Raw genomic sequence first — 18494 nt, forward strand, 5'->3', positions numbered from 1 at the left:
ACCGCCGCTGGAAACATCGAGCCGATGCCTGGGAGCGCTCCCAGGTTCTCGCCACCACCCGTCCCCGAATCCGTCCCGGAAGGACTCCCCGTGACGTCATCCCGATGCCGCCTCCTGCTGGCCGCGGCGACCACCCTGGCCCTCACCGGCGCGGGCGCCGGCGCGGCCCACGCCGACCCACCACCGGACGCCCCCGAGCAGATCGACAACGGCGACTTCAGCGCCGGCGTGAGCCCCTGGTTCTCCTACGGCACCGGCGCGCTCGCGGTGACCGGCGGCCGGCTCTGCACCACCGTCCCCGGCGGGCTGGCCAACCCGTGGGACGCCGGAATCGGCCAGGACGGCGTGCCGCTGGTCGCCGGCGCCGAATACACCCTCGGCTTCGCCGTATCCGCCACTCCCGGCGCCGCGGTCAAGGCCGTCCTCCAGCTCGGCAGCGCCCCGTACACCACGTACGCCGCCGTGGACGCCACCGCCACCGACACCGCCCAACGGGTCGAGCAGACCTTCACCGTCCCGGACGACAACCCCGGCGCCCAGCTGATCTTCCAGGTCGGCGGCGCCGCCGAGACGCAGACCGTCTGCCTGGACGACGTCTCGCTGCGCGGCGGTGAGCCGCCCGAGCCGTACGAGCCGGACACCGGGCCACGGGTGCGGATCAACCAGGTCGGCTACCTGCCCGGCGGGCCGAAGAACGCCACCGTGGTCACCGAGGCCACCGAGCCGCTGCCCTGGCAGCTACGCTCGGCCGCCGGCACGGTCCTGGCCAGCGGCACCACCACCGCACGCGGCGTGGACGCCGCCTCCGGGCAGAACGTGCACACGGCCGACTTCTCCGGATACCGCACACCGGGCAGCGGGCTGACGCTCACCGTGGACGGTGAGACCAGCCACCCGTTCGACATCTCGGGCACCCTCTACGACCGGCTGCGCGCCGACTCGCTCCAGTTCTTCTACGCCCAGCGCAGCGGCATCGCCATCGACGGCCACCTGATCGGCGACGAGTACGCACGGCCGGCCGGCCACCTCGGGGTGGCGCCCAACCAGGGTGACACCACCGTGCCCTGCCAGCCAGGCGTCTGCGACTACTCGCTGGATGTGCGCGGCGGGTGGTACGACGCGGGCGACCACGGCAAGTACGTGGTCAACGGCGGAATCGCCACCTACCAGCTGCTGAACACCTTCGAGCGGACCAGGACCGCGGTCACGGCGGGCGGCGGCGCCGGTCTCGCCGACGGCACGCTGCGGGTGCCCGAGCGCGGCAACGGCGTGCCGGACATCCTCGACGAGGCCCGCTGGGAGCTGGAATTCCTGCTGCGCATGCAGGTGCCGGCGGGCAAGCCGCTGGCCGGAATGGTCCACCACAAGATCCACGACCGGAACTGGACCGGGCTGCCGCTCGCCCCGCACGACGACCCGCAGCCCCGCGAGCTGCACCCGCCGTCCACCGCGGCCACCCTCAACCTGGCGGCCACCGCCGCCCAGTGCGCACGGCTCTACGCCCCCTACGACGCGGCGTTCGCGGCCCGCTGCGCCACCGCCGCGGCGACCGCCTACACCGCGGCCAAGGCGCACCCCGCGGTGTACGCCAGCCCCAGCGACAGCACCGGCGGCGGCGCGTACGACGACACGACCGTCACCGACGAGTTCTACTGGGCGGCGGTCGAGCTGTACCTGAGCACCGGCGCGCAGGCGTACCTGACCGACCTGACCGCCTCGCCGCACCACGCCGGGGACGTGTTCACCCCGCAGGGATTCGGCTGGCAGGGCACCGCCGCGCTCGGCCGGCTGGACCTGGCCACCGTGCCCAACGGGCTGCCCGCCGCCGAGCTGACCCGGATCCGCGCCTCGGTCACCGCCGCCGCCGACGCGTACCTCGCCGAGCTGCGCGGGCAGGCGTACGGGCTGCCGATGCCCGGGGACGAAACCAGCTACTTCTGGGGCGCCAACAGCAACATCATCAACAACGCGGTCGTGCTGGCCACCGCCTTCGACCTGACCCGCGACGCCGCCTACCGCGACGGCGCCGTGCAGGCGATGGACTACATCTTCGGCCGCAACGCGCTGAACATCTCGTACGTCACAGGGTGGGGCGAGCACGCGGCGCAGAACCAGCACAGCCGGATCTTCGGCCACCAGCTCGACCCGAACCTGCCCCGCCCGCCCGCCGGCTCCCTCGCCGGCGGCGCGAACGCCGCACTCCAGGACCCGTTCGCGGCGCGACTGCTCGCCGGCTGCAAGCCGATGTTCTGCTACGTCGACGACATCAACTCCTACGCGACCAACGAGGTGGCGATCAACTGGAACTCGGCGCTGGCCTGGATCGCCTCGTTCCTGGCCGACCAGCGTGACGCCGGCGCGGTGCCGACCACCACCTGCGCGGTCCGCTACACCAACCACGGCACCTGGCACGGCGGCACCGGATTCACCGCACAGCTGACCGTGCGCAACACCGGCGCCACGACCGTCAACGGCTGGACCGTGCGGTTCGCATTCACCGGCGACCAGCGGGTGCGCGAGGCATGGCTGGCGAAGGTCACCCAGTCCGGTGCGACGGTGACCGCGCGCAACGAGTCGCACAATGCCCGGATCGGGCCCGGCGGCACGGTGACGTTCGGCTTCAACGCGACGACCGGGGGCGGCGCCAACCCCAACCCGGGCCTGGTCACCGTCAACGGGGTGCCCTGCACCCTCTCCTGACCCCGACTCCTGGTGGCCGTCCGCTGTGGGCGGCCACCAGCGGGCCTCGGGCCGCCGGCGGTCGTCGTGTCTTCCGGCTCGGAACGTCGGGTGTGGACGGCGATGCCGGCAGGGACGCGGGCCGCGCTCCACCGACGAATACCCCGGAACCACGGCCGGGGCTGCGCCTTCCCGTGCTGCGACCGCCGCGCTGGTACGACGCCCATCACACCCAGCACTGGGCGTCACCGTAGCGCCGGCCAGGGGCGATGTGACCGACCTCGCGTCGTTCGGGACCGCAGGCTCCGCTCAGCCTGCCTAGCGTCGGCACCATGACTGCCAACGGGGACATGGACTTCGATCTGGACACCGAAAGCGTTGAGCTGACCATGGCGGTCCCGGCCACCCCGCCCTGCCGGCGCTGATGCGGGGTATGTCGCCGCTTCCCCCGTCCGGGCGGCTGCGCACCCTTTCCCTCGCCACCCTGGCGAACTCCGTCGGCGCGGGGCTGTGGCTGACCGGCGCGGCTCTCTACCTCACCCGGGTCGTGGGACTCTCCGCTGTCCAGGTGGGCGTCGGGCTCAGCGTCGCCGGGCTGGTCGGGCTGACCGCCAGCGTGCCGCTGGGCGGGCTGGCGGACCGGCGCGACCCGCGAACGCTGCGAGCCGTCCTGCAAGTGCTCCAGGCGGCGGTTGCCGTGGCGTACCTGCTGGTCGGCTCGTTCCCGGTGTTCCTGGTCGTCGCGGTGCTCGAGCTGCTGTTGACCTCTGGCAATCTCGCGGTCCGCGCCGCGCTGGTCGCCGCCGTCGCCGGCCCGCAGGGGCGGGTGCACGCCTTCGCCACGCTGCGGGCGGTGGCGAACCTGGGCATCGCGCTCGGTGCGGGGCTGGCTGGGTTCGCGCTGGCCGCCGACACGCATCTGGCGTACCAAATCCTGGTGGCAGGCAACGCGGCCAGCTATCTGGTGTCGGCGGCGCTGCTGTCGCGGCTGCCGGCCTTCCCGCCGCCCCCGCATCCCGCGACGGCCGCTGCTCTCCGCCGGGGTCGTCCGCTGCACGACGGCCGGTTCCTCGCGGTGAGCGGTGCGTCGGCGGTGCTCAGCCTCCACCAGACGGTACTAACGCTGGTGGTGCCGCTCTGGGCGGTGACCCTGGTCGGGGCGCCCCCGCCCGTCGTGTCGGCTGTGCTGCTGACCAACACGCTGCTCACCGTACTGCTGGCGGTGCGGCTGAGCCGGGGCGCGGACGCCGCGGCCCCGGCGGCCCGGAAGATGCGCCGGGGCGGCCTGATGCTGGCCGCCGCGATGGCGCTGTACGCGGCCACCGCCACCCTGCCCAGAGCTTCGGCGGTCACGCTGTTGCTGGTCGCCACCGTCGTCTACACCGTCGGCGATCTGTGGCACAGCACCGCCGGGGCCGGTCTCGCCTACGATCTCGCTCCGCCCGACGCGGTCGGCGCGTACCAGGGTGCCGACGGGATGCTCGCCGGTCTGGCCCGCGCCGTCGCCCCGGCCCTGCTGACGCTCGTAGTGCTCGACGGGGGCGTGCCCGGTTGGCTGGCCGTCGGCGGCCTCTTCGCCGTGGTGGGCCTGGCCATCCCGACGCTGACCCGGTGGGCGTTGGCCATCCGCCCGGGGTGTAGCAGCATGGTGGGCATGACCGACCAGCAGAGCATCACCATTCGCCCCGGTGGTCCCGCCGACGCCGCGACCGTGCTGCGGCTGCTCGACGGCGCTACCGCCTGGCTGGCGGCGCGCGGCCGGACCGGTCAGTGGGGCACCGAGCCGGCGTCGACGGATCCGCGCCGGATCGCCCAGGCCGACGGCTGGGCCTCGGGCGGCGGCCTGCACCTGGCAATGCGCGACGACCGCCCGGTCGGCGCCCTGGTGGTCGGCGCCGCGAACGACGACGTGCCCCCGGCAACCGAGCCGGAACTCTACGTGCGGCTGTTGGTCACCGACCGGGAGCACGCAGGCCTGGGGATCGGGGCGCGGCTGCTGGAACACGCCGCGGAACTTGCCCGGTCGCGAGGGCTGGGGCTGCTCCGGGTGGACTGCTACGGCGGCGACGATCGGGCGCTGGTTAGCTTCTATGAGCGCTGCGGCTTCACCGCCACCGACTCGTTCACTGTCGCGCGACCGGGACGCGACCCGTGGCCCGGGCAGCTCCTCGTCCGTCGGCTCGGCTGAGTGCTCGCCCCGACGCTGACGGCCGGGCCGTTTCCAGTCGTCGGGCCCGTCAGCCGATCTCCTCGTCCACGTAACACCAGCGCCAGGCCTCGCCCGGCTGCACGGAGCGGATCACCGGGTGGCCACTGGACTCGAAGTGCTTCGTCGCGTGCTGATACGGCGACGAGTCGCAGCAGCCGACGTGCCCGCAGGTCAGACAGGCCCGCAGGTGCACCCAGTCGGCGTTGCCGATGACGACGCAGTCCGGGCACTCCTCGGTGGTGCGCGGCTCCACCGCACCCGTCTCGGTCAGGTGCTGACAGCTCACTTCTCGACCTCCTGCCGCAGCAACGACTCCTCCAGGTCCAGGTCACGATAGGCCTGCACCAGCACCTCCTCCGGGATCCGACCGGCGTCCCGGGCATCCCGGAAGACGGTCCGCTCGGCGTCGATCATCTCTTGTCGGAGTCGACCGTACGCCTGGGACGGGGTTTCCCGCTCGGTGCCGCCGAGCCGTTCCCAGGCCAGGTTGGTGCGGTCCTCCAACAGCCGGCGCAGCCGGTCCACCACCGCCGCCGGCGCGCCTACGGCCAGCTCGTCAAGGCGGTCCCGGGCGGCCCGGCTGGCCTGCTGCTGCACCCCGGCGGCCGACAACGCGTCCTGCATCGGGTCGTCCTGCGGCAGCTTCAGCCGGCGGGCGACGATCGGCAGCGTGGCCCCCTGGCCGACCAGGGTGACCACGATAACCGCGAAGGCCAGCCAGATGAACAGCGCCCTCGGGTACGGCGCTTCGTCGGCCAGGGTCAGCGGCAGGGCCAGCGCGGCGGCCAGGGTCACCACGCCACGCATCCCGGCCCACCCGATGACGATCGGGAACTTCGGCGACGGGGCCACGTCCCGGCGGCGGATCCGGGGAACCAGCCGGGCCAGGTAGGTGGCGGGGAAGACCCAGACGAACCGGGTGAGGAAGACCGTGGCGAGCACGGCGAGGGTGATCGCGGTGAGCGAACCGAGCGGCTCGTCGAGGTCCCGCAGCACGTCCGGCAGCTGGAGCCCGACCAGCAGGAAGACCAGTCCTTCCAGCAGGAAGCGGGCCAGCCGCCAGAACGCGCCGACCTGCAACCGGGAGGCGGCCGAGAGCAGCCGGGGCAGCTTGTGACCGAGCACCAGCCCGGTGACCACCACCGCCACGACGCCGGAGGCGTGCACCTCCTCGGCGGCGAACACCACCGCGAAGGGAATGATCAACGACAGCGCGTTGTCCAGCAGCGGATCGTTGATCCGCCGGTGCAGGAAACCGAAGACCAGCGCGCCTAACGCACCGATCAGGATTCCGCCGCCGGCGGACCGCAGCACCTCGATGGCGACGTCGGCGGTGCCGACCGCCGAGCCGGCGACGGCGAGCGTCGCGACCCGCAGCAGCACCAGCGCCGTCGCGTCGTTGATCAGGCTCTCGCCCTCCAGGATGGTGACCACCCGGCGGGGCAGCCCGACCCGCCGGGCGACCGCGGTGGCGGCCACCGCGTCCGGTGGCGCGACCACCGCGCCGAGGGCCAGGCAGATCGCGAACGGCACCTGCGGCAGCAGCAGGTGCAGCACCAGGCCGACCACGAACGCGGTGAACAGCACCAGGCCGACGGCGAGCAGCAGGATCGGCCGGATGTTGTTCTTGAACGCCGGCACCGAGGTCTCCAGCGCCGCCACGTAGAGCAGCGGCGGCAGGATGCCGACCAGCACCAGTTCCGGCTCGAGGTGGACCTGCGGGAAACCCGGCACGAAGGAGAGCGCCAGACCGACTACGACCAGCAGGATCGGCGCGAGTAGGCCGAGCCGGCGGGCCAGCGCGGCGCCCAGGGTGGCGATCGCCAGGAAGACGACGACCGGAAACAGGCTTTCCATGGGACAGGAGCCTAGGGGTCCCGCGTGGTGGACCTCGCTCAGCGGCCCGGGCGCAGCTTCGGCAGCACCTCGGCGCCGAACGCGTCGATGAACCCGCGCTGCTCCTGCCCGACGTGGTGCAGGGCGATCTGGTCGAACCCGAGCTCCACGTACTCTTCCAGCCAGCCCACGTGCCGGCCCAGGTCGGCCGAGACGTTCACGACCTGCGCGACCCGTTCCGGCGGCACGTCGGCCGAGACCGCGTCGAAGTGCTCCACGGTCTCCAGGTCCCAGCAGACCGGCGGGGCGAAGACGTTGCTGCGCCACTGGTCGTACGCGAGCGCCTCGGCCTGCGCCTGCTCCGGCGCCCAGCTGACGTGCACCTGCAGGTGCAGCGGGCCGCGCCCGCCGGCGTCCCGGTACGCGCCGATCATCTCGCGCAGGTGTGCCACCGGCGCGTTCACGGTGATCAGCCCGTCCGCCCACTCGGCGCACCGGCGGGCGGTGGCCACGCTGACCGCGGCGCCGACCAGCGCGGGCGGCTGCTCGGGCCGGGTCCACAGCCGGGCCCGGTCCACTCGGACCAGGCCGTCGTGGCTGACCTCCTCGCCGGCCAGCAGCGCCCGGATCACGTCCACGCACTCGCGCAACCGGGCCGCCCGTACGTCCTTGCGCGGCCACGGGTCGCCGGTGATGTGCTCGTTGCTGGCCTCACCGGTGCCCAGCGCGGCCCAGAACCGGCCCGGGTACATCGCGCCGAGGGTGCCGATCGCCTGCGCGATGATCGCCGGGTGGTAGCGCTGGCCGGGGGCGTTGACCACGCCGAACGACATGCCGGTGGCCTGCAACGCGGCCCCCAGCCAGGACCAGGCGAAGCCGGATTCGCCCTGCCGGGCGCTCCACGGGGAGAAGTGGTCGGAGCACATGGCGGCGTCGAAGCCGGCCCGCTCGGCGTGCCGCACCGCCTCCAGCAGGGCGCGAGGGTGGATCTGCTCGTGGGACGCGTGAAATCCGAACACCGTCATGGGGCACTTCCTACCCACAACACCACCCACTGATGCGCACAAGGAAGGGCCCCCTGTTAACGTCTCGCGTTGTACAAGGGGCCCTTCCTAACAACTTCGGCGCCCCGCTACTCGGCGTGCGCGCCGGCGCCGGCCGAAGCCACGCCCTCCCCTACCCAGACCGTCTTGGTGTTGCAGAACTCCCGCATGCCCAGCTCGGACAGCTCCCGGCCGTAGCCGGAGTTCTTCACGCCGCCGAACGGCAGCTCGGGGAACGAGGTGGTCATGCCGTTGATGAAGACGTTTCCGGCGTCCAGGTCGACGGCGAAGCGCTCCTGCTCGGCCTCGTCCCGGGTCCAGGCGTTCGAGCCGAGCCCGAACGAGGTCCCGTTGGCCACCTCGATCGCCTCCTCGTACGACGACACCCGGTACAGCCCGGCGACCGGGCCGAAGACCTCCTCGCGCCACATCCGCATCTCGGGAGTGAGGTCGGTGACCACGGTCGGCGGGTAGTACCAGCCGTCACCGCCGGGCAGCTCGCCGCCGCAGAGCACGGTCGCGCCGTTGTCCACCGCGTCGCGTACCTGGGCGTGCACCTCGTCGCGACCGCGCTGGCTGGCCAATGGCCCCACATCGGTGCCCGGATCCATCGGGTCGCCGACCCGCAGCGCGGCCATGTTCGCGGCGAACTGCTCGGCGAAGGCGTCGAAGGCGTCGGTGTGCACGATGAACCGCTTGGCGGCGATGCAGGACTGGCCGTTGTTCTGGCAGCGGGCGGTGGTGGCCACCTCGGCGGCCCGGTCCACGTCGGCCGAGGGCATCACCACGAACGGGTCACTGCCGCCCAGCTCGAGGACGGTCTTCTTCAGCTCCCGGCCGGCGATCTGGGCGATGGAGCGGCCGGCGGGCTCGCTGCCGGTGAGCGTGGCGGCGCGCACCCGGGGGTCGCTGAGGATCCGGTCGACGGCCTCCGAACCGACCAGCACGGTGGTGAACGCCCCCTCCGGGAAGCCGGCCCGGCGGAACACGTCCTCCAGCAGCAGCGCGGTCTGCGGCACGTTCGAGGCGTGCTTGAGCAGGCCGGTGTTGCCCGCCATCAGCGCCGGCGCGGCAAAGCGCAGCACCTGCCACAGCGGGAAGTTCCACGGCATCACCGCGAGCACCACGCCGATCGGCTGGTAGCGGATGAACGCACGGGTCGCCTTGACCGCGCTCGCGTCCGCCGGCTGGTCGGCGAGGAACGACGGCGCGCGGTCGGCGTAGAACCGGCAGGCCGAGGCGCACTTGGTCACCTCGGCCTGCGCGGCGACGTACGTCTTGCCCATCTCCTGGGTCATGATCCGGGCGATCTCGTCCCGGTCCTCCTCCAGCAGGTCGGCCACGGTGTTCATCCACCGGGCGCGCTGGTCGACGGTGGTTTCGCGCAGCTGCTGGTACGCGAGGTCCGCGCGTTCGATGGCTGCGTCGATCTGCTCGGTGGACATCGCCTCGAAGGTCTTGAGCACCTGTCCGGTGGCGGGGTTGGTGGTGGCGATGGACATCTCGTCCTCCTGTCACTCGAACAGTGAGTGCCGGACGCCCGGCTCCTCGCGGCGGCGGGCGGCGCGGCGGCGCTGGATCACGACCAGGTCGACCACGGCGACCACGGCGAAGATCGCGCAGAGTACGCCGAGCCAGGCGATGCCAGCCCAGAACGCCAGCACCGCGAAGAGCACCATGATCACCAGTCCGAAGCCGGCGAGGATCAGCCGGAGGTTCAACGCGCTGTACGCGTGCCCGACCGTGCCACGGGCACGCCGGGGCTGCGATCTCGTCATACCTCTCGACCTACCCCAGATCGCCAGCGTTAACCGGCCCGGCGCATCCCGGTCAGTCGCGCCAGGCGCCGCGTGACGCGGCCTCGGCGGCGTACGCCACGAAGTCGCGGGGGTCGCGCCCGGTCACCCGGCGCACGGTGTCGGTGGGCACGGCGTGGCCGAGGTCGCGCAGCGCCGCGAAGGCCCTGATCTGCTGCTCGATGTCCTCCGCGGGGACGCCCACCGAACCCAGCGCGGCCCGGTAGTCCTCGGCGGTGCCGAGGTGCCGTACCGGTCGGCCCACCGCCCGCCTGATGATCTCGGTCGCCCGCGGGTGCCCACGTCCGCGGTGCCGACCAGTCGAACGCACCGCACCGCTGCGGGAGGCAGCGCGGCCCCGGACACCCTGGGCCCGGAGCCGGTCGGCGACCCGCCGCCCTGTCGTGCCGGTCGCCCCGAGCACGAGGATCTCGCTGCCGTCCATGGCCCGAGTAGACCACCGGCCCCGACAGCCGGGTCGGTCGCCGGGGCCACCGGGCAAGGCTGCGGGGCACGCCGGTGTGCTCGGTTACATCCGTTCGCCCCACAGCCCCGTCGACCGCAGGATGGACGCATGTCCATGACCCAGACCGTGCCGGTGACCGTCGCCATCGCCCGGCGCGCCGACCCGGCCCGGGCCAGCGAGATGGTGGCATGGATGCGGGCCGGCACGGCGCTGGCCGAGGCGTTCCCCGGGTTCCTCGGTGCGGGCTGGGTGCAGAGCGGTCCGGGCTCGCCGGAGTGGCACATGCTCTACCGCTTCGCGGACGCGGAGACGCTGCACCGGTGGGAGGAGTCGCCGCAACGGCACTGGTGGCTCAGCTCGGCACAGGGCATCGTCGAGCACACCCGGGTCGAGCGGCGCACCGGGATCGAGGGCTGGTTCGACCCGCCGCTGGAGCACTGGGTCGACCCGGTCGAGCCGATCCCGCCGGCGTCACCGCCGCGGTGGAAGCAGGCGGTGACGATCTGGCTGGCGTTCTTCCCGCTGAGTCTCACCGCCACTCTGCTGACCAGCCGGTTCCTCGCCCACGTGCCGCTGGCGGCCCGGGTGCTGCTGATGACGCTCTGCCTGACCCCGCTGATGACCTACCTGGTGCTGCCCCGGATAACCCGGGCGCTGCACTGATGGCTGCACGGCCACCCGGCCCCCTGGCGCAGCCCGCGCACATAGCACGTAGGGGCGGCCGCACCGACACTCTGCCGCATACCCGACAGCAACTTCCCGACGGACCGACCCCTACGCATAGAGTTACCACGCCGTCGCTCTGCGCCGCCAAGACGGGGGATGTCATGCCTCGACGCTGGGTCACCGCCCTGGCCTGTCTCGCGGCGCTCGTCGCGCTGGCCTGCGAGGGTGGCACCTCCGCCACCCCCCGCCCCACCAAGGGCACTCCGCAGCCCGGCGGGCCGGGCGGCATCGCCGCGCTCGGCGACTCGATCAGCACCGGCTTCGCCTCCTGCCTGGTGCTCACCTCCTGCGAGCGAAACTCCTGGTCGACCGGGGACGGCCTGCGGGTGCGCAGTCACTACCGGCGGCTGCTGGACCAGGACTCCGCAATCCGCGGGCGGACGTACAACCACGCCCGGCCGGGGGCACGCGCCGACGCCCTCGAGGGCCAGGCCAAGGCTGCGGTACGCGACCGCGCCGACTACGTCACGGTGCTGATCGGGGCCAACGACGTCTGCCGGGGCGGCGTGGAGGCGATGACGCCGGTGGCCCAGTTCCGGGCCGACGTCGACCGCGGCCTGCGGGTGCTGCGGACCGGGCGGCCGAAGGCCCGGGTCCTGGTGGTGAGCATTCCCGACCTGTACCGGCTCTGGGAGGTCGGGCACGGCGACTCGCGGGCGGTGCGCGCCTGGCGGCGGGGCGTCTGCCCGGCCCTGCTGGCCGACGCGACCTCGACGGCGCCGGCGGACCGGGCCCGGCGGGCCGCCGTCCGGGACCGGATCGATGCGTACAACGCCCAACTGGTGGCAGCCTGCCGGGCCTACGGCTCGCGCTGCCGGCACGACGGCGGCGCCGTGCACAGGGTCCGGTTCACCCTGGACCTGCTCAACCCGCTCGACTGGTTCCACCCCGACGCCGCCGGGCAGGGCCGGCTCGCCGAGGTGACCTGGCGCGCCTCGGGCCTGGCCGACTGACCGGCCGTACGCCCCGCGGGTGTCAGTGGTGGCGGGGCTCCGGCACGGCGCCGCGCGGGCGGTAGAGGGCGCGGGAGCGCTCCGCGAGATCCTTGGTGGCCGACGAGTTGGCCCAGGTGCCGAGCACGATCGCCGCGCCTGGCACGACCTTGGCAACCATCCGCTTGGCCGCGCGGACCCCGGCCATCTGCGCCAGCCGGATGCCGAGCTTCAACATGACGTGACCGAGCGGGCGCTGGCGCCCGCCCAGGCCGAAGAGCGCGTCGGCGCGTTCCCGGCCGGCGGCCACCCCGAGCGCCAGCCGCGCGCTCTCGGCGACCTTGTGCACCCGCTGAAGCACCAGCAGGTCGGTGGCCCGGTCGCTGTGCAACGGGTCGACGTCGTACGCGGCGGCGATGTGCAGCACCATCCGCGCCTGGGTCCAGGCCAGCACGCCCACGTCGAGCACGGCGCCGGGCAGGCCGGCCGCGCCGGAGACCGCGCCGGAGAGACGGGCCAGGTTGAGGAACTTGCGGGCCGCCTGGTCGACCAGGACGTCGGCTGAGACACCCGGCTGATCGGCCCTGGCCCGGGCAGCCCACTGGGCGGCCTCCGGCCCGAGCCGGCGCACCGCCTCCAGGGCGAGGTGCTCCGGGGCGTACTGCGGATCCGCGCGCATCCGGTCCCAGAGCCGGGCCGGTGGACCCTCGGGGGCGTCCACCGGCGGGGTCGGCAGGTTGCCGGACGGTTGGGGGGTGGGCGCGGCGGGCTGGCCGCCGACGGGCGGGGTGTCGGTCACCGGGTCTCCCCAGGGGTCGGTACGGCGGGCAGGACGGCCGGTGGAACGGTCAGCGGCGGCGGTTGGACAGCCGGGCCGCCAACCCCTTGAGCTTCTGCTGGTTGCCGGGCTTGGCCAGCTCGCGCCGCCCACGGTCGACCAACTGCTGCCCCTTGGGTGATCTCAGGAACATGCTGATCCGCTGCATCAGTGACATAACGTCCTCCTGTCGGTGATACCTCTGTCATGTGTACCCCGTACCCGCAACGGATGCACCCGGGACCCGACAGGCTCAACCCCAACCGTCCATAGTGGTCGGTACGTTACCGCCCGGCCGGCACGATGGCGTCGACGACCCTGCTGGCCCGCCACTCGTGCTTCTGGTAGTGCTCGGGGTACGCGGAGACCTGCACCGCCTGGGCGGCGTCGGTGAGCCGCATGTGCTGCCAGCCGGGCACCTGCTCCAGCGCGCTGAGGAACTGCCGGGTGGCGAACTCGGGGTCCATCAGCCGGCCCACGGGCCCCCAGCCGCTGCTGGAGCGCTGCTGGAACAGCCCGACGGAGTCGTGGTCCCACCCGACGCCCTGGTGCGGATGGTCCTGCGACTCGGGCAGCACGCCGCTCGCCACGTTGTACAGGTTGCTCTCCTGCATGGCGGTGGCCACCGCGATCACCAGGCCACGGCGGGGCATCCCCATCTCGCGGCCGGCCCGGACGATCGCCTCGGCGTTCTCCATCTGGTCCTCGTCCAGTCCGGCGACGGGGGCCGGGTCGGTCGGCCGAACCGGGGCGGCCTTGCGCGCCGACCGGGTGGTGTCCGGGTCGGCGGGGGTCGCGACGGCGGACGGGGTGGCGGCGGACGTGGCCCGGTCGAGGCCACGGGAGGCACGCTGCTGCTCGGCGCGCTGCACCAGCTCCGCGCTCCCGGCGAGCGGATCGCGGGCCACGGCGCCAGCGCTCTCGTCGCTGACCTGCGCGACGGCGCCCAGGCCGAGGCAGCAGACCACGCCGGTGGCGAGCGCCACCTGTGCCCGGCGTCGACCGGTCAGGTCCCGGGCGTACGCCAGGAGCCGGCTCGCGACGGTTGTCCGTTCGGCTGAGGTGCCATCCTCCGTATCGGCAGTGGGCCTACTCGGGGCGTCCGGGTCGTCGAGGGTGCCGTCGTCACGCATCAACCGAGGCTAGGCAGGCGCAAACGCCGATCACGCACGGTGATCACGTGGCGCTCGCCACAGATCGGGGCCGTCCTGGTGGACGACCGGGGCGGGTCGACCCGCCCGAGGAATGGACCTCGCGTACCGGATGAAGCCGGCGCGGCACGCAGGCCGACACGGCCCACGACAGGGGCGGACATCGGGCCCCGCGCCCCGACATGATCGACAAACTCGGCCTTTGGGCTGAACCGCCCTCGGCCGATCGGTCGGCAGGGGCCAACCTGGCGGGGTAATCGGGTGATTGGTCCGGTCGCGCCCATCCGCCGGGCGACGGATCGCCCGACGCAGGAATGCACCAGGATGGCGGGTACGTTGCCCGAACCGGGTGCCGTCCGTCGCGTCGGCATCCCGTAGGCACATTCCAGGGAGGTCCGCACCGGTGCTCGACCCACACGAGCTCTACCAGCTCACCGACGATCTGCCCGACCTCGGGCAACCGGTCATGATCCAGGCCCTCACCGGGTTCGTGGACGCCGGCAACGCAAGCCGGCTGGCCCGCGAGCAGCTGCTCACCTCGCTGGAGAGCCGGCCGATCGCCACGTTCGACGTGGACCAGCTCTTCGACTACCGCTCGCGGCGCCCCGTGATGACCTTCGTCGAGGACCACTGGGAGAGCGTCGACGCGCCCGAGCTCGAGCTGCACCTGCTGCACGACGACGACGAGACCCCGTTCCTGCTGCTCACCGGCCCGGAGCCGGACCTGCAGTGGGAGCGGTTCGTGGCCGCGGTCGCCGGGCTGGCCGCCCGCTTGGACGTCCGGCTCACCGTCGGGTTCAACTCGATCCCGATGGCGGTGCCGCACACCCGTCCGACCGGGGTGACCGCACACGCCACCCGGCCCGAGCTGATCGCCGGGTACGAGCCCTGGCTGCAACGGGTCCAGGTGCCCGGCAGCGTCGGTCACCTGCTGGAGTTCCGCCTCGGCGAGCAGGGTCGTGACGCGCTCGGCTTCGCCGCCCACGTGCCGCACTACGTGGCGCAGACCGAGTACCCGGCCGCCGCCGAGGTGCTGCTCACCTCGGTGTCCCGCAGCACGGGCCTGCTGCTGCCGGGCGACGGACTGCGCTCGGCCGCCGAGGTGGTCCGGGTGGAGATCGACCGGCAGGTCGCCCAGACCGAGGACGCCGCCGCCCTGGTCCAGGCCCTCGAGGAGCAGTACGACGCGTTCGCCCGGGGCCGCGGCGAGAAGAGCCTGCTCGCCGCGGAGGCGGGCCCGCTGCCCACCGCTGACGAACTCGGCGCGGAGCTGGAACGGTTCCTCGCCGAACAGACCCGTCCCGGCGACACCCCGGGCAGCTGACCGGGCATCACGGGGGCGGATGCGGCAGGCTGGGGACATGCGCCTGGCGACCTGGAACGTGAACTCGGTGAAGGCCCGGCTGCCCCGGCTGCTGGAGTGGCTGGCCGACACCGGGCCGGACGTGGTCTGCCTGCAGGAGACCAAGTGCCCGGACGGCGCGTTTCCGATGGCGGAGGTGGGCGAGCTGGGCTACACCGTGGCCAGCCACAGCGACGGCCGGTGGAACGGGGTGGCCATCCTGTCCCGGGTCGGCCTGACCGACGTCCGGGTCGGGTTCGCCGGTGAGCCCGGCTTCCCCGCGCCGGAGGCCCGGGCCATCTCCGCCACCTGCGACGGGGTGCGGGTCTGGTCGGTGTACGTGCCCAACGGCCGGACACCCGACGACCCGCACTACGCGTACAAGCTGGCCTGGTTCGCGGCGCTGCGCGACGCGCTGGACGCGGAGCTGGCCGGCGGGCTGCCGCTGGCCGTCTGCGGCGACTTCAACGTCGCCCCGACCGACGCCGACGTCTGGGACCCGGCCGTCTTCACGCACTCCACGCACGTGACGCCGGCCGAGCGGGCGGCTCTCGCGGCGCTGCGCGACCTGGGGCTCAGCGACGTGGTGCCGACCCCCATGAAGGGACCGCACCCGTTCACCTACTGGGACTACCGCGCCGGGATGTTCCATCAGAACAAGGGCATGCGGATCGATCTGGTCTACGCCTCCGCGCCGTTCACCCGGGCGGTCCGCTCGGCGTACGTGGACCGGGAGGCCCGCAAGGGCAAGGGCCCCTCCGATCACGCCCCGATCGTGGTCGACGCCGACCTGGTACCCGTGGTCGAGACGTTCTGAGCCGACCGGCGTGGCTAGGGTGGGCAGATGGCAGTCGTGAAGATCAACGCAATCGAGGTTCCCCCGGGCGCCGGCGCGGAACTGGAGAAGCGGTTCGCCGCCCGAGCCGGCGCCGTGGAGAAGTCCCCCGGCTTCCTCGGCTTCGAGCTGCTCCGGCCGGTGGCCGGCGAGACCCGCTACTTCGTCTACACCCGGTGGGAGACCGAGGAGGCGTACCAGGCGTGGGCCGCCGGCCCGTCCCGCGCCGCACACGCCGAGAAGCCCGGCGAAAAGCCCCGCCCCCCGGTGGCCACCGGCGCCAACCTCCTGGAGTTCGAGGTGGCCCTCCACGTCCCCCAGCCCTGACCCCGCCCGCCCCGTTGATCATGGGGTGGACAGATCGACTCCACGTCAGCGATATCGGGGTGTCTGGGTTGGTGGGATGCCCCGACATCGCCGACGCCGTATCGATCATGCGGGTCGGCTGTCGGGTGGGTTCAGGGCTTGCGGGAGCTCTGGAGAGTGGCGAAGGCGATGACGTTGTCGGCGTAGCCGGTGCGGCCGCCGATGAACTGGCCGCCGCAGGTGATCAGGCGCAACCCGGGGGGCCCGTCGTGGCCGTAGATCCGCTCGGCGGGCAGTTGGTCCTTCGGGAAGTGCTCGACCGTGTCGACCTTGAACACCACCACCGACCTGTCCGCCCGGGCCACCTCGATGAGGTCGCCGGGATGCAGCTTGCCCAGGTCGTAGAAGACCGACGGCCCGCTCTTGGTGTCCACGTGCCCCACGATCACCGCCGGGCCGGGCTCGCCGGGCGTGGGCCCGCGGTCGTACCAGCCGGTCTCGTTGTGCCGCTCCAACGGGGGTACGGCGATCGAGCCGTCCCGCGCCTGCCCGACCGGCGCCACCGGCGCGGCGACCTTGATCGTCGGCACCGAGAGGCGCACCGGACGGCTGGCCGACAACCCGACCGTCTCGCTGCGGGCCGGCCGGTCACCGCCGGCCGGCGCCCAGTCGAACGGACCGGCCGAGCCACCCAGCCCCGCCCCGGTGGCGAACACGCCGGCCAGCACCAGCACCACGGCCACCGGCAGGGACCAGGGGCTGCGGCCGGGCGGACGGCTGCGCCGGGGCGCGACGGCGGTCGGCGGTCGGGCGGCCACCGACGGTCGGTCGGCGGGCGGCTGCGAGGGGCGGAAGATCTCCATGGCGGCCTCAGCGGCGGGAGACGCCGCGCGGCCGGCGCAGGGCCACCACGGCGACGATCAACCCGGTGATGGTCAGCGCCGCGCCACCGGGCAGCAGCAGATTGCTGGTCATGCCGCCAGCGCCGCCGCCGAAGCCGGTGGCCGGGCCCCGACTGGGCTGGATCTTCTTGACCACCTGGAGCATCGTCGTGGCGCTCTCGCCGTCGCGGCACTCGAGCTTGATGCGGTAGTTGCCGGGGCGGGTGCGCTCACGCACCATCGGCGCGGCGGTGAGCACCCCGCGCTGCGGCTGCACACCGACCGCGCCGAAGGCATCCGAGACCACCGTGGCGCCCACCGAGTTGTCCCGACAACTGGCCCGGATGCCGACCAGGTAGCCGGGCTGCACCGTGCTCGGGCTCACCTCGACGAAGACGTCCACCACCGGACCGGGCTGGGGTGCGCCACCGGGCGGGTCTGGCTGCGGCGCCCCGGGCGCGGGCGCGGCGAGCATGAGGGCGGCCGTGGACACTCGGACGGGCGCGGCGGGGGCGAGGACGGCGGCGGGTACGGGGGTGGCTGGCGCGGCGTGTGCGGGGGCGGCGGCCAGCAGAGGGCCGGCGAGCATGGCCACCACCGACAGGGTCACGCCGCCGCGGGTCACTGTCACGATGCCCCCTCTCGACGCCGTGCGGCCGTGCCGGGCATCGGACCACCCGGCCTTGCCGTACCAGTTGGATCCTCTCATTCCCGGTCGCACATCACATCCGATCCGCCGACAGGGTCGCGTACGCTCGGGTCGCTGTGACCGCCACTGACCATGACCCCGCCGCCCCGCCCACGAGCCGGGCGATCCGCACCTTCCACCCCCGACGGGGCCGGATGAGCGGCCGGCAGACCGATGCGCTGGATCGGCTCTGGCACGCGTACGGCCTGGACGTGCCGGACGGGCCCGTCCAGCCGGTCGACCTCGCCGGCCTGTTCGGCCGCCGGGCGCCGGTGGTGCTGGAGATCGGCTCCGGCATGGGCGACAGCACCGCCGCGATGGCCGCCGTCGACCCGGACCGAGATTATCTGGCGGTAGAGGTGCACACGCCGGGAATCGCGAACCTGCTCGACCTGGTGGACCGGTGCGGCCTGGGCAACGTGCGGGTGGCTCAGGGCGACGCGTTGGACCTGGTCCGTGGCCTGTCCGAGGGTGTCCTGGACGCCGTCCACGTCTTCTTTCCGGACCCGTGGCCGAAGGCCCGCCACCACAAGCGGCGGATCATCCAGCCGGCGCACGTGGCGCTGCTGCGCTCCCGCCTGACCTCGGGCGGCACGCTGCACTGCGCGACCGACTGGGCCGAGTACGCCGATGGGATGCGGCAGACCCTGGACGCGGACCCGGAGCTGGTGGACGCGTACGGCGGGTTCGCGCCGCGTCCGGCGCACCGCCCGGTGACGAAGTTCGAGCGACGGGCGCTCACGGCCGGCCGGCCGGTCGCCGACCTGATCTACCGCCGACGGTGACC

Annotated in this window: 19 protein-coding genes; 8 read left to right on the forward strand and 11 right to left on the reverse strand. The window is 73.2% G+C overall.

Going from position 1 to position 18494, the window contains the following annotated elements; genetic code table 11:
* Positions 1–90 precede the first annotated feature (90 nt).
* Together KBX63_RS04820 and KBX63_RS36230 are read left to right on the forward strand one after the other, a co-directional pair.
* Positions 91–2700, forward strand: coding sequence for a glycoside hydrolase family 9 protein (locus KBX63_RS04820; protein WP_210908632.1), 2610 nt, complete (start codon positions 91–93; stop codon positions 2698–2700).
* Positions 2701–3112: 412 nt separating this feature from the next.
* Positions 3113–4867: an MFS transporter gene (locus tag KBX63_RS36230; protein ID WP_305798324.1), complete on the forward strand. Its 1755-nt coding sequence runs from the start codon at positions 3113–3115 to the stop codon at positions 4865–4867.
* Positions 4868–4916: 49 nt separating this feature from the next.
* Here KBX63_RS36230 and KBX63_RS04835 read toward each other — a convergent pair whose 3' ends face one another.
* The 6 genes from KBX63_RS04835 to KBX63_RS04860 all read right to left on the reverse strand — a co-directional run bounded on the left by KBX63_RS04835 (position 4917) and on the right by KBX63_RS04860 (position 10008).
* Entirely contained in the window at positions 4917–5174 is a 258-nt protein-coding gene (locus KBX63_RS04835) for a UBP-type zinc finger domain-containing protein (RefSeq protein WP_210908633.1), read from the reverse strand.
* Entirely contained in the window at positions 5171–6745 is a 1575-nt protein-coding gene (locus tag KBX63_RS04840) for a Na+/H+ antiporter (RefSeq protein ID WP_210908634.1), read from the reverse strand. Before KBX63_RS04840 ends, KBX63_RS04835 begins: the two co-directional genes overlap by 4 nt.
* Before the next feature lie 38 nt (positions 6746–6783).
* A complete protein-coding gene (locus KBX63_RS04845) occupies positions 6784–7749 on the reverse strand; it encodes a TIGR03885 family FMN-dependent LLM class oxidoreductase (RefSeq protein WP_210908635.1) in 966 nt (321 codons plus the stop codon).
* A gap of 107 nt (positions 7750–7856) precedes the next feature.
* Entirely contained in the window at positions 7857–9269 is a 1413-nt protein-coding gene (locus tag KBX63_RS04850) for an NADP-dependent succinic semialdehyde dehydrogenase (protein WP_210908643.1), read from the reverse strand.
* 12 nt (positions 9270–9281) lie between these two features.
* A complete protein-coding gene (locus tag KBX63_RS04855; protein WP_210908644.1) occupies positions 9282–9545 on the reverse strand; it encodes a DUF6343 family protein in 264 nt (87 codons plus the stop codon).
* 52 nt (positions 9546–9597) lie between these two features.
* Positions 9598–10008: a hypothetical protein gene (locus tag KBX63_RS04860; protein ID WP_210908645.1), complete on the reverse strand. Its 411-nt coding sequence runs from the start codon at positions 10006–10008 to the stop codon at positions 9598–9600.
* 129 nt (positions 10009–10137) lie between these two features.
* Between KBX63_RS04860 and KBX63_RS04865 the strand changes: the two genes are divergently transcribed.
* Positions 10138–10692: an antibiotic biosynthesis monooxygenase gene (locus KBX63_RS04865; RefSeq protein ID WP_210908646.1), complete on the forward strand. Its 555-nt coding sequence runs from the start codon at positions 10138–10140 to the stop codon at positions 10690–10692.
* A 164-nt stretch (positions 10693–10856) separates the two neighbouring features.
* The gene (locus tag KBX63_RS04870) at positions 10857–11708 is read left to right on the forward strand and encodes a GDSL-type esterase/lipase family protein (RefSeq protein WP_210908647.1); all 852 of its coding nucleotides are present in this window, start codon (positions 10857–10859) and stop codon (positions 11706–11708) included.
* Between the two features lie 22 nt (positions 11709–11730).
* Here KBX63_RS04870 and KBX63_RS04875 read toward each other — a convergent pair whose 3' ends face one another.
* The 3 genes from KBX63_RS04875 to KBX63_RS04885 all read right to left on the reverse strand — a co-directional run bounded on the left by KBX63_RS04875 (position 11731) and on the right by KBX63_RS04885 (position 13637).
* On the reverse strand, positions 11731–12486 hold the full coding sequence (locus KBX63_RS04875; protein ID WP_210908648.1) for an EcsC family protein: 756 nt from the start codon (positions 12484–12486) through the stop codon (positions 11731–11733).
* A 49-nt stretch (positions 12487–12535) separates the two neighbouring features.
* Positions 12536–12682: a hypothetical protein gene (locus KBX63_RS04880; protein ID WP_167627088.1), complete on the reverse strand. Its 147-nt coding sequence runs from the start codon at positions 12680–12682 to the stop codon at positions 12536–12538.
* Positions 12683–12788: 106 nt separating this feature from the next.
* Positions 12789–13637 carry a peptidase M23 gene (locus KBX63_RS04885; RefSeq protein WP_210908649.1) on the reverse strand — a complete coding sequence of 283 codons (849 nt, stop codon included), beginning with the start codon at positions 13635–13637 and terminating at the stop codon, positions 12789–12791.
* Between the two features lie 421 nt (positions 13638–14058).
* On the opposite strand from KBX63_RS04885, the gene KBX63_RS04890 reads away from it, so the two are divergent.
* The 3 genes from KBX63_RS04890 to KBX63_RS04900 are packed head-to-tail and all read left to right on the forward strand — an operon-like array spanning position 14059 to position 16159.
* Positions 14059–14979: a proteasome assembly chaperone family protein gene (locus KBX63_RS04890; protein WP_210908650.1), complete on the forward strand. Its 921-nt coding sequence runs from the start codon at positions 14059–14061 to the stop codon at positions 14977–14979.
* 37 nt (positions 14980–15016) lie between these two features.
* Positions 15017–15814 carry an exodeoxyribonuclease III gene (locus KBX63_RS04895; RefSeq protein ID WP_210908652.1) on the forward strand — a complete coding sequence of 266 codons (798 nt, stop codon included), beginning with the start codon at positions 15017–15019 and terminating at the stop codon, positions 15812–15814.
* Positions 15815–15841: 27 nt separating this feature from the next.
* Complete coding sequence (locus KBX63_RS04900) at positions 15842–16159, forward strand: antibiotic biosynthesis monooxygenase (protein WP_210908654.1); 318 nt, start codon at positions 15842–15844, stop codon at positions 16157–16159.
* 131 nt (positions 16160–16290) lie between these two features.
* Here the strand turns inward: KBX63_RS04900 and KBX63_RS04905 are convergent, their stop codons facing one another.
* Positions 16291–17001, reverse strand: a complete 711-nt coding sequence (locus tag KBX63_RS04905; RefSeq protein WP_247661737.1) for a class F sortase — start codon at positions 16999–17001, stop codon at positions 16291–16293.
* A 7-nt stretch (positions 17002–17008) separates the two neighbouring features.
* A complete protein-coding gene (locus KBX63_RS04910) occupies positions 17009–17653 on the reverse strand; it encodes a hypothetical protein (protein ID WP_210909199.1) in 645 nt (214 codons plus the stop codon).
* A 131-nt stretch (positions 17654–17784) separates the two neighbouring features.
* On the opposite strand from KBX63_RS04910, the gene trmB reads away from it, so the two are divergent.
* Positions 17785–18492, forward strand: a complete 708-nt coding sequence (trmB, locus tag KBX63_RS04915) for a tRNA (guanosine(46)-N7)-methyltransferase TrmB (protein WP_210908655.1) — start codon at positions 17785–17787, stop codon at positions 18490–18492.
* Positions 18493–18494 lie beyond the last annotated feature (2 nt).

Source organism: Micromonospora sp. U21, from assembly GCF_018070045.1.
GTDB lineage: Bacteria > Actinomycetota > Actinomycetes > Mycobacteriales > Micromonosporaceae > Micromonospora.

Coding starts and splice junctions, on each gene's coding strand:
- KBX63_RS04860 (WP_210908645.1), bottom strand. CDS start 10,008: ATGGACGGCAGCGAGATCCTCGTGCTCGGGGCGACCGGCACGACAGGG.
- KBX63_RS04865 (WP_210908646.1), top strand. CDS start 10,138: ATGTCCATGACCCAGACCGTGCCGGTGACCGTCGCCATCGCCCGGCGC.
- KBX63_RS04900 (WP_210908654.1), top strand. CDS start 15,842: ATGGCAGTCGTGAAGATCAACGCAATCGAGGTTCCCCCGGGCGCCGGC.
- KBX63_RS36230 (WP_305798324.1), top strand. CDS start 3,113: ATGTCGCCGCTTCCCCCGTCCGGGCGGCTGCGCACCCTTTCCCTCGCC.
- KBX63_RS04855 (WP_210908644.1), bottom strand. CDS start 9,545: ATGACGAGATCGCAGCCCCGGCGTGCCCGTGGCACGGTCGGGCACGCG.
- KBX63_RS04850 (WP_210908643.1), bottom strand. CDS start 9,269: ATGTCCATCGCCACCACCAACCCCGCCACCGGACAGGTGCTCAAGACC.
- KBX63_RS04895 (WP_210908652.1), top strand. CDS start 15,017: ATGCGCCTGGCGACCTGGAACGTGAACTCGGTGAAGGCCCGGCTGCCC.
- KBX63_RS04885 (WP_210908649.1), bottom strand. CDS start 13,637: ATGCGTGACGACGGCACCCTCGACGACCCGGACGCCCCGAGTAGGCCC.
- KBX63_RS04880 (WP_167627088.1), bottom strand. CDS start 12,682: ATGTCACTGATGCAGCGGATCAGCATGTTCCTGAGATCACCCAAGGGG.
- KBX63_RS04870 (WP_210908647.1), top strand. CDS start 10,857: ATGCCTCGACGCTGGGTCACCGCCCTGGCCTGTCTCGCGGCGCTCGTC.
- KBX63_RS04905 (WP_247661737.1), bottom strand. CDS start 17,001: ATGGAGATCTTCCGCCCCTCGCAGCCGCCCGCCGACCGACCGTCGGTG.
- KBX63_RS04845 (WP_210908635.1), bottom strand. CDS start 7,749: ATGACGGTGTTCGGATTTCACGCGTCCCACGAGCAGATCCACCCTCGC.
- KBX63_RS04840 (WP_210908634.1), bottom strand. CDS start 6,745: ATGGAAAGCCTGTTTCCGGTCGTCGTCTTCCTGGCGATCGCCACCCTG.